The sequence below is a fragment of the Clostridium mediterraneense genome, from assembly GCF_900091705.1.
Classification (GTDB): Bacteria; Bacillota; Clostridia; order Clostridiales; family Clostridiaceae; genus Sarcina; species Sarcina mediterraneense.
Window position 1 is genome coordinate 1,281,558 of record NZ_LT594785.1, and the last position, 16,462, is coordinate 1,298,019.

Sequence of the window (16,462 nt, forward strand, 5' to 3'; positions counted from 1 at the left end):
TCCCTTAGATGGCTAGTATTTAGCTGAAAGGGGTGTTTTTTTGTTTAATAAAGTATATATTTTAAAAAAGAGATTAAAGATTATAACAATAGTATTATTAGGTGTTTTAATAGTACTTATAATAAGATTATCTTATGTTCAAAATAAATATAATCCTGTAGTTTCAGGTTCAGAAGTTAATAATAGTATAGAAAAAGAGGAAATAGGAGACTATAATTATTTACTTTTAGATAGGAATGGAAAAGATTTAAATGAGTATAGAAAAAAATATAAAGTAGCGATAGATTCTAGAACATTTATGTTAAATAGTATGAATCAAAATCTTGAAAATTTTATAAGCTTTAATTATATTATGAGTGAAGAAGTGGAAGATTTTAATGTTGAAGAGATTATTAATTTATATGGTAAGTACAGTTATGATGTTTCAGAAGAATCTTATAATAGAATTAAATCTCTTGAGGGATTAAAAGGAATATATATATATGAATATGATGAAAAAGAGGATCAGGACATTTGGAGCATAGAAAATATGCTTATGAAAGAAAAAGGATTTAATGGCTATAAAAATATTGATAATTATGATAAAAATGAAAATTCTTTAGAGGGACAGATAGTTAAATATACTAAGGATAATAAGAGTACGCAAATAGTATTTGAAAAAGATATAGATGGTATATATGAAGAAGGACAATATGAAATAGATAAAAATAATAAAAATATAAGATTAACTTTAGATAGCGATTATCAAGATGCTGTAAGAAGAGTTTTATCTAAAGAGGAATATAAGGATTATGAAAATGTAGGTGTTGCTATAGTTAAAGGAAGTACTGGAGAAGTTTTGGCTTTAGCTCAAAAGGATGAAAAACAAGCTAATATAGTTACTGGAGCAGGTTCAATAAGTGGGTTTGAACCAGGTTCAACATTTAAGATAATAACTTTAGAAGCAGCTATGAAATATAATAATGTTACTCCTTTAGATGAGTATGTTTGTGAAGGAACTTTATGTAAAGAGAGTAATAGACATGGAAAGATATCAGTTAAAAGGGCTATGGAAGTATCATGCAATAATATTTTTGCAAAACTTGGCGGAGATGTAGGTTATGATAAATTATTAAAATTTGCTGAAACACAAGGATATTATAAGAGTGTTCTAAATTTAGATAGAGAAACTGGTATGGAAAGTATAGGAGTACCTGCTAGCGCTGGATCAAAAGGTATAACTGCTATAGGGCAAGGAAGTCTTGCTACTCCTTTACAAGTTGTTGGTATGATGTCTACTATAGTTAATGATGGTAAATATATAAAACCATATATACTTTCAGGTGTTGAAAGTCAGGATGGAAAAAATATAAAAAGTTTTTCATCTAAATCTGTTGATACTATATCTAAACATCAAGCAGATTCAATTAAATATACATTAAGAGAATCAGTATTAGATGGAACGGGTAGAAGAGCTGGCGTTGAAGGTGTAGAGATAGGTGGAAAAACAGGAACGACAGAATCAAACAATGATAGCTCACATGGTTGGTTTGTAGGTTATTTTAATTTAAATGGTGAATATTATAATATGGTTGTATTTGTTCCAAATATTAAAGGCAAAAATGAAGAAGGTCAAGAAATGGGAGGTGGAAATACAGCAGCTCCTATATTTGGTGATATAGTTTCAGAACTTATAAAAAAATAGAGAAAATTAGGCAAAATTAAAAGCTATTAATCATACTATATTAATAAGCACTATTAGGAGGATTATCTTGTGTTTATATTACAACATATAGCTAGTATGATTAGTAGCAATATTTTTTTCACAGGATATGTTACAGGAAATACAACATTCCCAAAGCCACTCAATGAGAAAGAGGAGGAATTTTATCTCAAAAAATTAAAAGATGGTGATGAAGAGGCTAAAGCAATACTGATAGAAAGAAATCTAAGACTTGTTGCACATATAGTAAAAAAATATTCATTTCCGAATAAAGAAGTAGATGATTTAATATCAATAGGAACAGTAGGCCTAATAAAAGCTATAGATTCTTTTAATATGGGAAAAGGGACAAGACTTGCTACTTATGCAGCTAGATGTATTGAAAATGAAATATTAATGCTTTTTAGAAATAATAAGAAAACTAAAGGAGAGGTCTATCTTCAAGATCCTATAGGAGTTGATAAAGAAGGAAATGAGATTTGTCTTATAGATGTTTTAAGTAGTGAAGAAGATCCAGTTGTTGAAGTTGTTGAAAATAATTTACAAGTAAAAGCCTTGTATAAAAAAATGAAACAAGCTCTAAATAAAAGAGAGAAAGAAATTATAGAAATGAGATATGGGCTTTTAGATGGAGAGATAAAGACACAAAGAGAAATAGCTCTTATTCTAGGGATTTCCAGATCATATGTATCTAGAATAGAGAAGAAAGCTTTAAAAAAATTGTTTAAGGAGTTTAATGCTAAAAATAAATCTTAATTATTAATTAGCTAAAATCCTAGCATTTAATCAAATTTTGGTTTATAATCTAATGTAGAATAATCATATCTATAAATAAGCCAAATGAATTTCATATAGACTTTTCAAGTGCTTATTCTATGATTATGGGATAAGCATTTTGCTTATCTAAAAGTATTGGGTATAAATAGGGGAAAAAGAGAATTGGGAGGAGTAGATGTTTAGTTTAGATGAATTGTTAAAAATAACAATCGAAGAAAAAGCCTCTGATTTACATCTCACCGTGGGTATGCAACCAGCAATAAGAGTAAATGGTAGCTTAAAAAGAATTGGTGATGAGTATATCACTCAAAGTGATACAGAGGGTTTTGCACAACAAATTTTAGAAGAGAGCTATAAGCAGTATCAAGAATCAGGTGAATTTGATACATCATACTCAATTTTAGGAACAGGAAGATTTAGGGTTAATATTTTTAGACAAAGAGGTAGTACAGCACTTGCAATAAGAGTTATAAGTCTTAATATACCTACTTTAGAGGATTTAAGACATCCTCAGATATTAAATGATTTAACTAAAAAGAAAAGAGGACTTGTTTTAGTGACAGGACCTACAGGAAGTGGTAAAAGTACAACCCTAGCAGCGATGATAAATGAAATTAATAAGACAAGGGATGCGCACATAGTTACATTAGAAGATCCTATAGAATATTTACATAAACATAATAAATGTATTGTAAATCAAAGAGAAGTTGGAAAAGATACTGCAAGTTATGAGAGAGCTTTAAAATCTGTGTTAAGAGAAGATCCAGATGTTATTCTAGTTGGAGAGATGAGAGACCTTGAAACTATATCAATTGCTATTACAGCAGCTGAAACGGGTCACTTAGTATTCTCAACACTTCATACAATTGGCGCTTCTAAGACAATAGATAGAATAATAGATGTTTTTCCACCTCATCAACAACAGCAGATAAAAGTACAATTATCAACAGTACTTCAAGGAATTATATCACAACAGTTAGTTCCAACTACTGAAGGTGGTAGAACAGCAGCACTTGAGATAATGGTATCAACTCCTGCTATACAAAATTTAATTAGAGAAGGAAAAACTCATCAAATAGAGTCATCTGTACAAACTGGAAGTAAATATGGAATGAAAACTATGGATATGGCCTTAGCAGAACTTTATAAAAATAGGAGTATAACTTCAGATACAGCCTTAAGTTTCTCAGTTGATAGAGATATGCTAAGTAGAATGATATTATATTAATTATTGAGCTGGCTAAATTATTTTAGTCAGCCTATCTCATTGTTAATACAATTTTGACTTTAGATTAGAGGAGGTAACAATATGTTTAGTAATTTAGTTGCCTTAAATTTAGGCAGTAATAAGATAACTGCTGCTATATCTGGAGATAATAGTGCAGAATTTGAAATTTTAGATAGTGTAGAGGTTCTTTCTAAAGGTATAGAGAATGGTATTATTAAAGATAAAGAATTAGCAGCTGAATGTATTAAGGAAGCTTTAAAGAAACTTTCTGAAAAAACTGGTAAAAGTATTAAATCAGTATATATATCATTAGGAACAAAAAGTTCAAGAATTATTTCTAATAAAGGAATTCATTTATCAGGAAATAGTGATTTAGGTATAACTTCAAAAGAGATATCAAAAGCTTATTTAAATGGTAAGAATGTAAAAATAAATGAAGATGAGTACATAGCAGATGCGATAATAAATGAGTTTTATACAGAACAAGAAGGATATGTAGAAAATCCATTAAGAATTAAATCATCATCTTTAGAAGTCGATTTAGATATTGTAGTTTCTGAGAAAGAAATAATTGAAGATATAAAAGAAGTTTTTTCAGGTTTAGGATATGAAATTAAAGGGTTTCTTTTAGGTATAGCTTCATTAAAAAAAATTTTCTTAGATGAGAAGACAGTTAGCAAAAATCTTGTTATAGTTGAAGTTGGAGCAGATAAGACAGAAATAGCTTATTTCTCAAAAAATAGATTAAAGTCTTTAGGATATGTTCCACTTGGTGGAAGAAATATAACAAATGATTTATCTATTGCAATAGAAAGAGATAAAGAAATAGCTGAAAAACTTAAATGTGAGTATAGCTCATCATATATAACTTTAAGAAGAGATTTTTCAAAGATTGATGCAGATGGTAATATAATAGAAGCAGATTTCTTTTATGATGTTGTAAATGCTAGAATAGAAGAAATTTTAAACTATGTAAAAAAAGAGTTAGAATTATCAGGGATTTATGATAAAATAGAGGATATAATAATCTTTGGTGATGGAATAACTTGTTTTGAAGATATACAAGCTTATATTGAAAGTATATTGGAAAAAAATATAACAATATATACAAAAGATGAGTTAAATCTCGAAAATTCTTCAACATTAGTCTCAATTGCTATTGTTAAAGAGGTATATGATAGGTTAAAATTATTATATAAAGAAGAAAATTTTTCAGAAAAACTTTTTATGGAATATAATAATAATATAAAAAATAATGAGATTGAAGATGAAAAGAAAACTGAAGTAATTAAAAAGGAAAAGAAAAAGGGATTGTCTAAAGTATTTGGATTTTTAGGGGATATTTTCTAAAGGAGGAATTATTTTGTTAGATTTTGACGTGGATATGCAAGATTTCACTAATATAAAAGTAATAGGTTGCGGTGGCGGTGGAAGTAATGCCGTTAATAGAATGATTATGGAAGGTCTTAAGGATGTAGAATTTATAGCAATTAATACTGATAAACAAGCATTAATGCTTTCACATGCTACACATAAGATTCAAATTGGTGATAAATTAACTAAAGGACTTGGAGCGGGTGCTGATCCTGAAATAGGAAAAAAAGCTGCTGAAGAAAGTATAGAAGAAATAACAGAATCAATAAAGGGTGCTGATATGGTCTTCATTACTGCTGGAATGGGTGGAGGAACTGGTACAGGTGCTGCTCCAGTTGTTGCAGAAGTTGCTAAGACAATGGGAATATTAACAGTTGGTATTGTAACTAAGCCATTCCCATTCGAAGGTAGAAGAAGAATGAAGCATGCAGAAATGGGTATTGAAAATCTTAAAGCTAAGGTTGATACTCTAGTAACTATACCAAATGAAAGACTTTTATCAATGGTTGATAAAAAGACTACATTATTAGATTCATTTAAGAAAGCTGATGATGTGTTAAGACAAGGTGTACAAGGTATATCAGACCTTATTACTAACCCAGGTCTTATTAACCTTGATTTTGCTGACGTTAGATCAGTTATGGTTGATAAAGGACTAGCTCATATGGGAATTGGTAAAGGTTCAGGAGATACAAGAGCGAAAGATGCAGCAGAAGAAGCTATTTGTTCACCTTTATTAGAAACATCAATAACAGGAGCAACTGGTGTCCTTATAAATATTACAGGTGGAGCTGATCTTAGCTTATTTGAAATAAATGAAGCTTCAGAAATAGTTCAAGAATCAGCAGATCCAGATGCTAACATAATATTTGGTACAGCTATTGATGAATCATTAAAAGACCAAATAAGAATAACTGTTATTGCTACTGGCTTTGATAAAGAAACTCAAAGAAATATGTTAAAGAGTGAAGAAAAAGTAGTAATAGAAAAAGAACCTGTTGTAGCTAAAGAAGAAGTTGCAGCTGCTAAAGAAGAAGTTAAGGAAGAAGATGATTTAAGTATTCCAGCCTTCTTAAGAAGAGGTTCAAGAAGATAACATAATATATTCATTGTATGAAAAACCATCTTATTTTTATAAGATGGTTTTATTTTTTTTAGATAAAGTTTTCAAATATTAATATTAAGCAAGAAAAGATAAAAAGGAACATTAAACAACATCTTTGTATTATAATGTTTCTTTTTATTTATTAAATAATCTAGATATATGTAGATTGATATAAAAAAATAATATTTTTATATCGTATTATAATCTAAAAAAAAGAAAAAAGTAAAAATAAAATTATATTAATAAGAGTTATTGCGACAAACTTTTAAGTATTTAAGTTTTATAATGTTAACAAGGAGTTGGTACTATGGTTGTATACTTAGATGTTGTTTTATTAGAAAATTTTTTAATAAACTTTTTTTTAATACTTATATCTATGCAATTAAGTAGGATAAGGTTTAAGTATAGAAGGATAGTACTAGCTAGTATATTGGGAAGTTTATATACTTTAACAATACTTTTTAAGGAATTAGAGTTTTTTACTAATTTATTTATAAAAGTTTTAGTTGTAATAATCATGATATATATAGTTACTGGTAAAACCAAGATTTTAGCTATGTTTAAATTAGTAGCAGTCTTTTTTGCAGTATCTATAGGTTTTTCTGGATTTTGTTTTTTATTTGCAATGGCAGAAAATCCTTATAATATAACTGGAGTTTTTACAATAAATAATTACTCTACTAAGTATTTATTGTTTGCGATGATTATATTTTATATTGTGAGTTACAGAATTTATTTATATTTAAAGGATAAAGCATTTGTAAGTAATTTTATTTATGATTTAGAGTTTAATTTAAATGGACAAACTATAACTGCTAAAGCTTTTTTAGATACAGGTAATGAATTAATGGAGCCTGCAACCATGCTTCCTGTAATAATTTTAGAAAAGCATATAATAGATAAATATTTTATAGATGATTCAAAATGTTTTTATATACCTTATAAAACTGTTGATGGAATGTCTAGCAAGATGAAGGGAATAAAAGTAGAGAACATAAGTTTAAATAATGAAAAGGGAAGGAGATTTACTAGAGATGCAATAATAGCTTGTTGTAATACTAAGCTAAGTGCTAATGGAGATTTTAATGCTTTATTATCTAGGGGAGTAATATAGGAGGTTAATATGGAAAAGATACAACGTTTATTAAATAGAATACTTAGTAAGCTTAAGGTGTTCTTTAAAAGAGTTTATTATGTAGGAGGCAATGATGTACTTCCTCCACCACTAACAAAAGAAGAAGAGGCAAAGCTTGTTAGTAATCTTGCTTCTGGAGAAGAAAGTATAAGAAGTGTATTGATTGAAAGAAATTTAAGATTAGTTGTTTATATTGCAAGAAAGTTTGAAAATACAGGTGTTGGAGTAGAAGATTTAATATCTGTAGGAACAATAGGTCTTATTAAGGCTGTTAATACATTTAATCCAGAGAAAAATATAAAACTTGCAACATATGCATCAAGATGTATTGAAAATGAAATACTTATGTATTTAAGAAGAAATAGTAAAATTAAAGCAGAGATATCTTTTTATGAACCTCTTAATATAGATTGGGATGGAAATGAACTTTTACTTTCAGATATATTAGGAACAGAAAATGATATTGTTTATAATCTTATAGAGGATGAAGTCGATAGGGAACTTTTAATGGTTGCTATGGAAAACTTGAGTGAAAGAGAAAAAGAAATTGTAAAACTTAGGTTTGGACTTTATGGAACAAAAGAAAAAACTCAAAAAGAAGTTGCAGATATGTTAGGTATCTCACAGTCTTATATATCAAGGCTTGAGAAGAAAATTATTAAAAGATTACAAAAAGAAATAAATAAAATGGTTTAAGATTTGTATAAATTTTGATCTCTTTGGAAATAATTAAAATGCACTAGGTAATTACTTCGAAGGGGTTGATTTTTAACTATGATGATAAATAAGGTAGAAATATGTGGTGTGAATACATCCAAATTACCAGTACTTAAAGAAAAAGAAATGAAGGAACTCCTTTTAAAAATGAATAGTGGAGATTATGGATCAAGAGAAAAGTTTATAAAAGGAAATTTAAGATTAGTATTAAGTGTTATACAAAGATTTAATAATAGAGGAGAAAATGTTGATGACTTATTTCAAGTTGGATGTATTGGTCTTATGAAAGCGATAGATAATTTTGATTTAAGTCAAAATGTCAAGTTTTCTACATATGCTGTTCCTATGATAATAGGTGAGATAAGAAGGTATTTAAGAGATAATAATGCAATAAGGGTAAGCAGATCTTTAAGAGATATTGCGTATAAAGCTTTGGTAGTTAGAGATAGACTAGTAAACGATAATAATAAAGAACCAACAGTTTCTGAGATTGCTAAGGAATTAGATATTCCAAAAGAAGATGTAGTATTTGCTCTTGATGCTATTCAAGATCCAGTATCATTATTTGAACCAATATATCATGATGGTGGGGATGCCATATATGTTGTAGATCAAATCAGCGATACAAAAAGTCAAGATAAAAATTGGCTTGAGAATATTTCTATTAAGGAGGCTATGAAAAAGCTTAATGATAGAGAAAAACTTATTTTAACTTTGAGATTTTTTAATGGTAGAACTCAAATGGAAGTTGCTGAGGAAATCGGAATATCACAAGCTCAAGTTTCAAGACTTGAGAAAATAGCATTAAAACATATGAAAAAGTACGTATAGAAAAAATAGCTTAATGTAGAATAAAATTTAAAATAGTTCTATGTTGAGCTATTTTATTTTAATTAATAAAAGAGGGGGATTTTTATGGAAACAAATGTTATGTCTGAAAGATTATTTTCTTTGAAGGATTTAAGAAATTTAGAAGTTATAGATATAAATGAGGGAAAAAAACTTGGATTTATTTTAGATGTTAAAGTAGATTGTGATAATTATAAGATATTATCTATATTGTTACCAGTTGAAAAAAATTCATGGTTTGCAAAGCAAGAAGTTATTGAAATTGAATGGAAAGATGTAGTTAAGGTTGGCGTAGATTGCATTCTTGTAGATGTAAAGGAAAAAATATTAAGAGATATATAGAATTTATAGTAAAAAGAAGGTATAATTAATTTACATCTATATATATAGAAAGGTGTGGATTAGCAATGAAATGTCCATATTGCTTTTATGAAGAAAGCAAAGTTGTAGATTCTAGATCGGCAGAAGATTACACTGCTATTAGAAGAAGAAGAGAATGTCTTAAATGTTCTAAGAGATATACAACTTATGAAAAGATAGAAGATATTCCTATATTAGTTATAAAGAAAGATTTAACTAGAGAAAGTTTTAATAAAGAAAAGATAGTTAATGGCTTAATAAAAGCTTGTCAAAAAAGACCTATATCTAGACAACAAATAGAAGATATTACAGAAAGTATAGAAAAAGAAATAAGTAATAAAATGCTAACAGAAGTTAAGTCAGATTACATAGGTGAATTAATCATGGAAAGATTAAAAGAAATAGATGAGGTATCTTACGTTAGATTTGCTTCTGTATATAGGCAGTTTAAAGATATAAATACATTTATGGAAGAAATAAAAAGTTTAATGAAAGAATAGAAAAGCATTCATAGAGTTATGAATGCTTTTATTTAAATTATGGAGGGAAAAATATGTATAATAAATTTATAGAGAATGGAAGAGAATTTTTAAAGATAGAGGATGGAAATATAAATATAGTATTTTCAACAGCATATAATAATATTTCTTATAAGCTCGGAGAAGAAAATACACAAAAAAATTTAGATGAGTTAAAGAAGATATTTTTAGTAAATAAAGTTAATTATACAAAACAAATTCATAGTGATATATTAATTAATTTAGATGAAGAGGAAAGTATAGATAGTGAGGCTGATGGACTTATATTATCTAGAAAAAACGAAATAGTAGGAGTATTTACTGCTGATTGTGTTCCAGTGATAATCTATGATAAAGATAAGGAAGTTATAGCTGCTGTGCATAGTGGATGGAAGGGAACTATTGCTGATATAAGTAAAAAAGCTTGTGAGCTAATGAGAAAGAAATATTCTTGTGAAAATATTAAAGTTGTAATAGGTCCTTGTGTAGGAAAATGTTGCTATGAAGTAAGTGAAGAACTTGCAGAGAAGTTTGTAAATAAGTATGGTGGAACTGTAGCAGATTTAAGAATGTTGGATTTAAAAGAAGCTATAAAAATTCAATTAAAAGATTTTGTAAAGAGTGAAGATATCTTAGATTTAAATTTATGTACTAATTGCTCTACAGATATAGATTTACATTCTTATAGAAGAAAGCAAGAAAGTTCAGGAAGATTATTCTCATTTGCATATACAAAATAATTAAAGAATAATAAGGGGGAGAGCTAATGAAGAAGAAGATATTAACGTCTACAATAGCTGTTATAGTGTTTTCTTTAATTATAATGACTAGTTTTTATATTTTAATATCTAATTATAGGTATATAGAGCATTCAAAGAAAATGTTAAAGCAATATAATCAAATTATAACTTATTTCTTAGAAAATAATTCTGATAATGCAACTAAAGATATAAAAGGACTTGCAAAAATATCATCTGTTGCTGAGGCGGATAATCTTAGAATAACTTATATAGCTAGTGATGGAAAAGTATTATTTGATTCATATGGAAAAGAAAGTAGTATGGAGAATCATGCTAATAGGGAAGAGTTTATAGCTGCAAAGAAAAATGGTTTTGGTGAGTCAGTTAGGTTTAGTACAACTCTAGGGGAGGAAACTATATATTATTCTACTTTATTAAAAAATGGATCAGTAGTAAGAACTTCAGAAATAATTGATGGTAGATCACTACTTAAAAATACAGATATAAAATATTATACAATTGCTTTGATTATTTCATTAATTCTTGGAATTATAATAGCTATTAAAATAACTAATAGTATTATAAATCCAATAAAAGACTTACAGTTTATAGCTTCAAGAATAGCTCATGGTGATTTTCATAAAAGAGTTAGAATAATGACTAATGATGAACTTGGAAGTCTTGGTGAATCATTTAATCATATGGCAGATCAGCTTGAAGAAAATATGAAAGAACTTATTAATAATCAAAGTAGGCTTACTGCTATTCTTAAAAGTATGGGAAGTGGAGTTGTAGCTGTAGATAAATATCATAGAGTTATTATGTTAAATCCATATGTAAAAAGGATATTTAAAATTGAAGGTGAAGAGGATGATATAAAAGGTAAAAAGATAGAAACCCTCATTGAAGATGATAGAGTTATTAAGGCAATTGCAGAAAAAGCTGATAAGATTGAGATAAAGATAGATAAACCTTTAGAAAAACATATACGAATAAGAACTTCTGAACTTTTAGAAGGAACTGATGCTATGGGAGTTGTAGCAGTTATAGAAGATATAACTGATTATAGAAGACTAGAAAATATGAGGAGTGAGTTTGTTGCAAATGTATCTCATGAGTTAAAAACACCAGTAACTTCTATAAAAGGATTTGCAGAAACATTAAAATATGTTGAAGATGATGAAACTAGAAATAAATTCCTTGATATAATTGATGAAGAATCAGATAGATTAACTAGACTTATACAAGATATCTTATCTTTATATGATATAGAAAGAAAAGAAGTTAAAGTAGAAGAAAAATTTGAAGTCAATAGTATAGTAGATAGTGTTTATATATTAGTAGAAAATGAAGCAGAAAAGAGAAATGTAGAAGTAAATATAGAGAATAATTCAAATTGTGTTTTAGTTGGAAATAAGGATAGATTTAAACAAATGGTTTTAAATCTTGTAGATAATGCTGTTAAGTATTCAGGAGATAATTCTACTGTATGGCTAAGACTTTTTGAAGAAGAGGATAATTTAGTTATAGAAGTAGAAGATAACGGTATTGGAATGTCTAAGGAGCATTTAACTAGAGTGTTTGAAAGATTTTATAGAATAGATAAGGCAAGATCAAGGGAAACAGGTGGAACAGGATTAGGTCTTGCAATAGTTAAACATATAGTTAATTCATTTGAAGGGAATATTACTTTAAGGAGTGAAGTAGGTAAAGGATCTAAGTTTACAATAATAATTCCAAAAGTTTTAAAAGAAATGTAGTGATTTTCACTACATTTTTTTATTGTTTAAAATCTTTTGATTGGTCTATTTAGTTGACTAGAGTTTATAATTAATGTAATATAACATAATGATGGTAAAAAATATAATTATGTTTTTTATAAAGAATTTTAGAGGATTTGTAGAGGAATTTTAATTTAAAATATTAAAAGATACATAATGTTTTTTAGACGAAAGAGTAAAATGAAAGTGAACAATATAAGGAGGCGTAAATATGGGAAAAGCAAAACCAATAGTTGCGATAGTAGGAAGACCTAATGTAGGAAAATCTACGTTATTTAATAAGTTAGCTGGAAAAAGAATATCAATAGTAGAAGATACACCAGGAGTTACAAGAGATAGAGTTTATGCAGAGTCAGAATGGGTTAATAAACCATTTACAATGATAGATACAGGGGGAATAGAACCTGAAAGTAGTGATATTATTGTAAAGCAAATGAGAAGACAGGCACAACTTGCTATAGAAATGGCTGATGTTATCTTATTTATAGTTGATGGTAAGGAAGGAATGACAGCTGCTGATTCAGAAGTTGCTGGAATGCTTAGAAAGAGTAAAAAGCCTGTAGTTCTTGCTGTTAATAAGATAGATAATCTTAAAGATGAAGATAATATGTATGAATTCTATAATTTAGGAATTGGTGATCCTATAACAATATCAGCATCACAAGGACTTGGACTTGGAGATATGCTTGATGAAGTTGTAAAACACTTTGATCAAGTAGAAGCTGATGAAGAAGATGATGAAATTGTTAATATAGCTCTTATAGGTAAGCCTAATGTAGGTAAATCTTCATTAATAAACAAGCTTTTAGGTGAAGAAAGAGTTATAGTAAGTAATGTTCCAGGAACAACTAGAGATTCGATAGATAGTTTCCTTGAAACAGAACAAGGAAAGTTTAATCTTATAGATACAGCTGGACTTAGAAGAAAGAGCAAGGTTAAAGAAGAAATAGAAAGATATTCAGTTATTAGAACATATGCAGCGATAGAAAGAGCAGATGTATGTATTCTTATGATAGATGCTAATGAAGGTATAACTGAACAAGATGAAAAGATAGTAGGATATGCACATGAAATGCATAAAGCTATTTTTGTTATAGTTAATAAATGGGATCTTATAGAAAAAGATGATAAGACAATGAAAAATTATGAGCTTGATTTAAAATCAAAACTTAAATTCTTATCATATTCACCATTCCTATTTATATCAGCTCTAACAGGACAAAGAGTTCATAAAGTTTTAGAAATGGCTAAAATGTGTTATGACAACTATTCAAAGAGAATAGGAACAGGAGTTCTTAATGAAGTTATAAATAGAGCTGTACTTATGAAGGAACCACCAGTAGTAGGGATTAAGAGACTAAAAATTTACTATGCAACACAAGTAGCTACAAAAGCTCCAACATTTGTGTTCTTTATAAATGATTATAATTGTGTACACTTCTCATATGGAAGATATTTAGAAAATCAATTAAGAGAAGCATTTGATTTTACAGGTACAGGTATTAAGATTGAGTATAGACAAAAAAAGGAGTAGATAGTTTATGAATAAAACAACCTTTATAGGCGCAGGGAGTTTTGGTACATCTTTAGCGATATTATTAGGAAACAAAGGATACGAAGTTTCTCTTTGGGATAGAGATATTGAAGTAGTTAATGATATTAATGAGAATAAAAAAAATGATAAATATATAAAAGATTTAGAGATTCCAGAGACAGTTAAAGCTTATGAAAATATAGAAGATGCTGTAAAAGGAAGTAAATATGTTGTTCTTGCAATTCCTTCACATATTATAAGAATAGCAGCTAGAAATCTTAAGGATAAGATTGATAATGATGTTGTTATTATTAGTATTGCTAAAGGAATTGAAGAAGGAACAAATCTTAGATTATCACAAGTAATAGAAGAAGAATTACCTTTAAATCCAGTAGTAGTTTTATCAGGTCCTAGTCATGCTGAAGAAGTATCAAGAGCAATTCCTACAACTTTAGTTGCAAGCTCTAGAGATATGAGTTATGCAAAAAAGGTTCAAGATTTATTCATGGATAAAAACTTTAGAATATATACTAATGATGATTTAATTGGTGTTGAAATAGGTGGAGCAGTTAAAAATATAATTGCTCTTGCAGCAGGAATTAGTGATGGAATAGGTTATGGAGATAATTCAAAAGCTGCTCTTATGACTAGAGGAATGTATGAAATAGCAAAGGCAGGTATAGCTCTTGGAGGTAAAATGGAAACATTTTATGGACTAACTGGTATGGGAGATTTAATAGTTACTTGTACTAGTATGCATTCAAGAAATAGAAGAGCTGGTATCTTAATAGGCCAAGGAAAAACTTTAGATGAAGCTATAGAGGAAATTGGAATGGTAGTTGAAGGTGTTAAGGCTTGTAGAGCTTTTCATGAACTACAAAAATCAGTTGATATAGAAATGCCTATAACAGAGGCACTTTATAAGATTTTATTTGAAGGAGTTTCAGCTAAGGAAGTAGTTACATCTTTAATGCAAAGAGATAAAAAGAGTGAGCTTATATAATTTTAAAAAGTAGATGTCTTTAAAAGATATCTACTTTTTTATTTTTAAAAATAGTATACTTTTCTGATATTTATAATATATATATATTGATAATAATTAAATATAGGAGGGTATACTTTTGGAAGGATTTAGTATATATAAAGATATAGCAGAGAGAACACAGGGAGATATCTATGTAGGAGTTGTTGGTCCTGTAAGAACTGGAAAGTCAACTTTTATAAAAAGATTTATGGATCTTATGGTATTGCCTAATGTTGATAATGCTTATAAAAAAGAAAGGTTAAAAGATGAGTTACCACAAAGTGGATCAGGAAAAACTATTCATACAACAGAACCCAAATTTATTCCAAGTGAAGGTGCAGTAGAAATTAATTTAGAGGAAGGAATTAAGTTTAATGTTAGGATGGTGGATTGTGTTGGATACATAGTCAAGGAAGCTCTTGGATATCTTGAAGATGGTGAATCAAAGATGGTAACAACATCTTGGTTTGAAGATGAAATACCTTTTGAAGATGCAGCAGAGCTTGGTACAAGAAAAGTAATTACAGACCATTCAACAATAGGACTTATGATTACAACAGATGGAAGTATAACAGGAATAGATAGAGAGGATTATGTTGATGCTGAAGAAAGAGTTGTAAATGAACTTAAACTTATAAATAAGCCATTTATAATAATACTTAATACATCAAAACCAAAAGCAGAATCAACAAAGGCTCTCAAAAAACAAATGGAGGAAAATTATAAAGTTCCAGTTCAAGTTATGGATATATCAAGAATGGATGAAAGTGATATAAATATTATATTTAATAAAGTCCTAAAAGAATTTAATGTAACAGAAATAAATATAGATATGCCAGAATGGATAGAAAAATTAGATTCTACTCATTGGTTAAAGAGTAGTTTTATGAACATAGTTAGAGATATGTGTGAAAGCATATATAAAGTTAGAGATATCAAGGAATGTCTTGATAGATATGCTGATGATGAGGCTTTAGGGGCAACAGAAATTAGTGAAATGAATCTTGGTAATGGGGAAGCTAGAGTTAAGATGAATCCTAAGAGTGGAATATTCTATAAAATAATTAGTGAGGTTTGTGATTCAGAACTTACTAATGAAAGTGATTTACTTGCTTTAATTGAGGATTTATATAGAGCTAAAGTAGAATATGATAAGGTTTCTGATGCTATTAATGATGTTAAAAACACAGGTTATGGACTTGTTTCACCACAACTTTCAGAAATTAAATTTGAAAAGCCTGATATAGATAGACAAGGTTCAGAATATGTTATAAAACTAAAAGCAAGTGCACCAAGTCTTCATATGATAAAGGCTGATATTGAAACAGAAATTTCACCAATTATGGGTAAAGAAAAAGAAACTCAAGAAGTGTTTAAGACTTTACTCGAACAATTTGAAAATGATCCAGAAAAGCTATGGCAAAGTAATGTTTTTGGTAAGTCTCTTGAAACTCTTGTTAAAGATGGACTTCAAAATAAACTATATAAAATGCCTGAAAAAATACAGGTTAAAATGCAAAAAACATTACAAAAAATCATTAATGAAGGTGATGGAAACTTAATTTGTTTCATTTACTAGTTTTTAGTTAGATTTATTTATTAGACAATTAAATGGTTG

At 28.3% G+C, this 16,462-nt stretch carries 15 protein-coding genes; all 15 read left to right on the forward strand.

Annotated features, from left to right (window positions below; translation table 11 throughout):
- Nucleotides 1–40: 40 nt before the first annotated feature.
- Nucleotides 41–1,684 (forward strand): penicillin-binding transpeptidase domain-containing protein, encoded by a 1,644-nt coding sequence (locus BN8917_RS08215; protein ID WP_066873157.1) that lies wholly within the window; start codon nt 41–43, stop codon nt 1,682–1,684.
- A 69-nt stretch (nt 1,685–1,753) separates the two neighbouring features.
- Complete coding sequence (sigK, locus tag BN8917_RS08220) at nt 1,754–2,458, forward strand: RNA polymerase sporulation sigma factor SigK (protein WP_066873160.1); 705 nt, start codon at nt 1,754–1,756, stop codon at nt 2,456–2,458.
- Between the two features lie 196 nt (nt 2,459–2,654).
- The gene (locus BN8917_RS08225; protein ID WP_066873164.1) at nt 2,655–3,707 is read left to right on the forward strand and encodes a type IV pilus twitching motility protein PilT; all 1,053 of its coding nucleotides are present in this window, start codon (nt 2,655–2,657) and stop codon (nt 3,705–3,707) included.
- An 81-nt stretch (nt 3,708–3,788) separates the two neighbouring features.
- Nucleotides 3,789–5,057: a cell division FtsA domain-containing protein gene (locus BN8917_RS08230; RefSeq protein WP_066873167.1), complete on the forward strand. Its 1,269-nt coding sequence runs from the start codon at nt 3,789–3,791 to the stop codon at nt 5,055–5,057.
- A gap of 13 nt (nt 5,058–5,070) precedes the next feature.
- Complete coding sequence (gene ftsZ / locus BN8917_RS08235; protein ID WP_066873170.1) at nt 5,071–6,177, forward strand: cell division protein FtsZ; 1,107 nt, start codon at nt 5,071–5,073, stop codon at nt 6,175–6,177.
- Nucleotides 6,178–6,493: 316 nt separating this feature from the next.
- A complete protein-coding gene (gene spoIIGA, locus BN8917_RS08240; protein ID WP_066873179.1) occupies nt 6,494–7,300 on the forward strand; it encodes a sigma-E processing peptidase SpoIIGA in 807 nt (268 codons plus the stop codon).
- Between the two features lie 9 nt (nt 7,301–7,309).
- Nucleotides 7,310–8,017, forward strand: coding sequence for an RNA polymerase sporulation sigma factor SigE (sigE, locus tag BN8917_RS08245; protein WP_066873181.1), 708 nt, complete (start codon nt 7,310–7,312; stop codon nt 8,015–8,017).
- 78 nt (nt 8,018–8,095) lie between these two features.
- Nucleotides 8,096–8,869: an RNA polymerase sporulation sigma factor SigG gene (sigG, locus tag BN8917_RS08250; RefSeq protein WP_066873184.1), complete on the forward strand. Its 774-nt coding sequence runs from the start codon at nt 8,096–8,098 to the stop codon at nt 8,867–8,869.
- Nucleotides 8,870–8,968: 99 nt separating this feature from the next.
- Nucleotides 8,969–9,229: a YlmC/YmxH family sporulation protein gene (locus BN8917_RS08255; RefSeq protein WP_066875427.1), complete on the forward strand. Its 261-nt coding sequence runs from the start codon at nt 8,969–8,971 to the stop codon at nt 9,227–9,229.
- 65 nt (nt 9,230–9,294) lie between these two features.
- Nucleotides 9,295–9,747, forward strand: coding sequence for a transcriptional regulator NrdR (gene nrdR / locus BN8917_RS08260; RefSeq protein WP_066873189.1), 453 nt, complete (start codon nt 9,295–9,297; stop codon nt 9,745–9,747).
- Between the two features lie 53 nt (nt 9,748–9,800).
- The gene (pgeF, locus tag BN8917_RS08265) at nt 9,801–10,505 is read left to right on the forward strand and encodes a peptidoglycan editing factor PgeF (RefSeq protein ID WP_066873192.1); all 705 of its coding nucleotides are present in this window, start codon (nt 9,801–9,803) and stop codon (nt 10,503–10,505) included.
- 26 nt (nt 10,506–10,531) lie between these two features.
- The gene (pnpS, locus tag BN8917_RS08270; RefSeq protein ID WP_066873195.1) at nt 10,532–12,265 is read left to right on the forward strand and encodes a two-component system histidine kinase PnpS; all 1,734 of its coding nucleotides are present in this window, start codon (nt 10,532–10,534) and stop codon (nt 12,263–12,265) included.
- Between the two features lie 232 nt (nt 12,266–12,497).
- Entirely contained in the window at nt 12,498–13,820 is a 1,323-nt protein-coding gene (gene der / locus BN8917_RS08275) for a ribosome biogenesis GTPase Der (protein ID WP_066873198.1), read from the forward strand.
- A gap of 7 nt (nt 13,821–13,827) precedes the next feature.
- A complete protein-coding gene (locus BN8917_RS08280; protein ID WP_066873201.1) occupies nt 13,828–14,823 on the forward strand; it encodes an NAD(P)H-dependent glycerol-3-phosphate dehydrogenase in 996 nt (331 codons plus the stop codon).
- Nucleotides 14,824–14,941: 118 nt separating this feature from the next.
- Nucleotides 14,942–16,423, forward strand: coding sequence for a stage IV sporulation protein A (spoIVA, locus tag BN8917_RS08285; protein ID WP_066873202.1), 1,482 nt, complete (start codon nt 14,942–14,944; stop codon nt 16,421–16,423).
- Nucleotides 16,424–16,462: the final 39 nt, after the last annotated feature.

What these genes read in the sequence shown, in the direction of transcription:
- BN8917_RS08255 (WP_066875427.1), top strand. Translation starts at nt 8,969, where the DNA reads ATGTCTGAAAGATTATTTTCTTTGAAGGATTTAAGAAATTTAGAAGTT.
- der (WP_066873198.1), top strand. Translation starts at nt 12,498, where the DNA reads ATGGGAAAAGCAAAACCAATAGTTGCGATAGTAGGAAGACCTAATGTA.
- pnpS (WP_066873195.1), top strand. Translation starts at nt 10,532, where the DNA reads ATGAAGAAGAAGATATTAACGTCTACAATAGCTGTTATAGTGTTTTCT.
- sigG (WP_066873184.1), top strand. Translation starts at nt 8,096, where the DNA reads ATGATGATAAATAAGGTAGAAATATGTGGTGTGAATACATCCAAATTA.
- spoIIGA (WP_066873179.1), top strand. Translation starts at nt 6,494, where the DNA reads ATGGTTGTATACTTAGATGTTGTTTTATTAGAAAATTTTTTAATAAAC.
- BN8917_RS08225 (WP_066873164.1), top strand. Translation starts at nt 2,655, where the DNA reads ATGTTTAGTTTAGATGAATTGTTAAAAATAACAATCGAAGAAAAAGCC.
- BN8917_RS08280 (WP_066873201.1), top strand. Translation starts at nt 13,828, where the DNA reads ATGAATAAAACAACCTTTATAGGCGCAGGGAGTTTTGGTACATCTTTA.
- BN8917_RS08230 (WP_066873167.1), top strand. Translation starts at nt 3,789, where the DNA reads ATGTTTAGTAATTTAGTTGCCTTAAATTTAGGCAGTAATAAGATAACT.
- pgeF (WP_066873192.1), top strand. Translation starts at nt 9,801, where the DNA reads ATGTATAATAAATTTATAGAGAATGGAAGAGAATTTTTAAAGATAGAG.
- nrdR (WP_066873189.1), top strand. Translation starts at nt 9,295, where the DNA reads ATGAAATGTCCATATTGCTTTTATGAAGAAAGCAAAGTTGTAGATTCT.
- sigE (WP_066873181.1), top strand. Translation starts at nt 7,310, where the DNA reads ATGGAAAAGATACAACGTTTATTAAATAGAATACTTAGTAAGCTTAAG.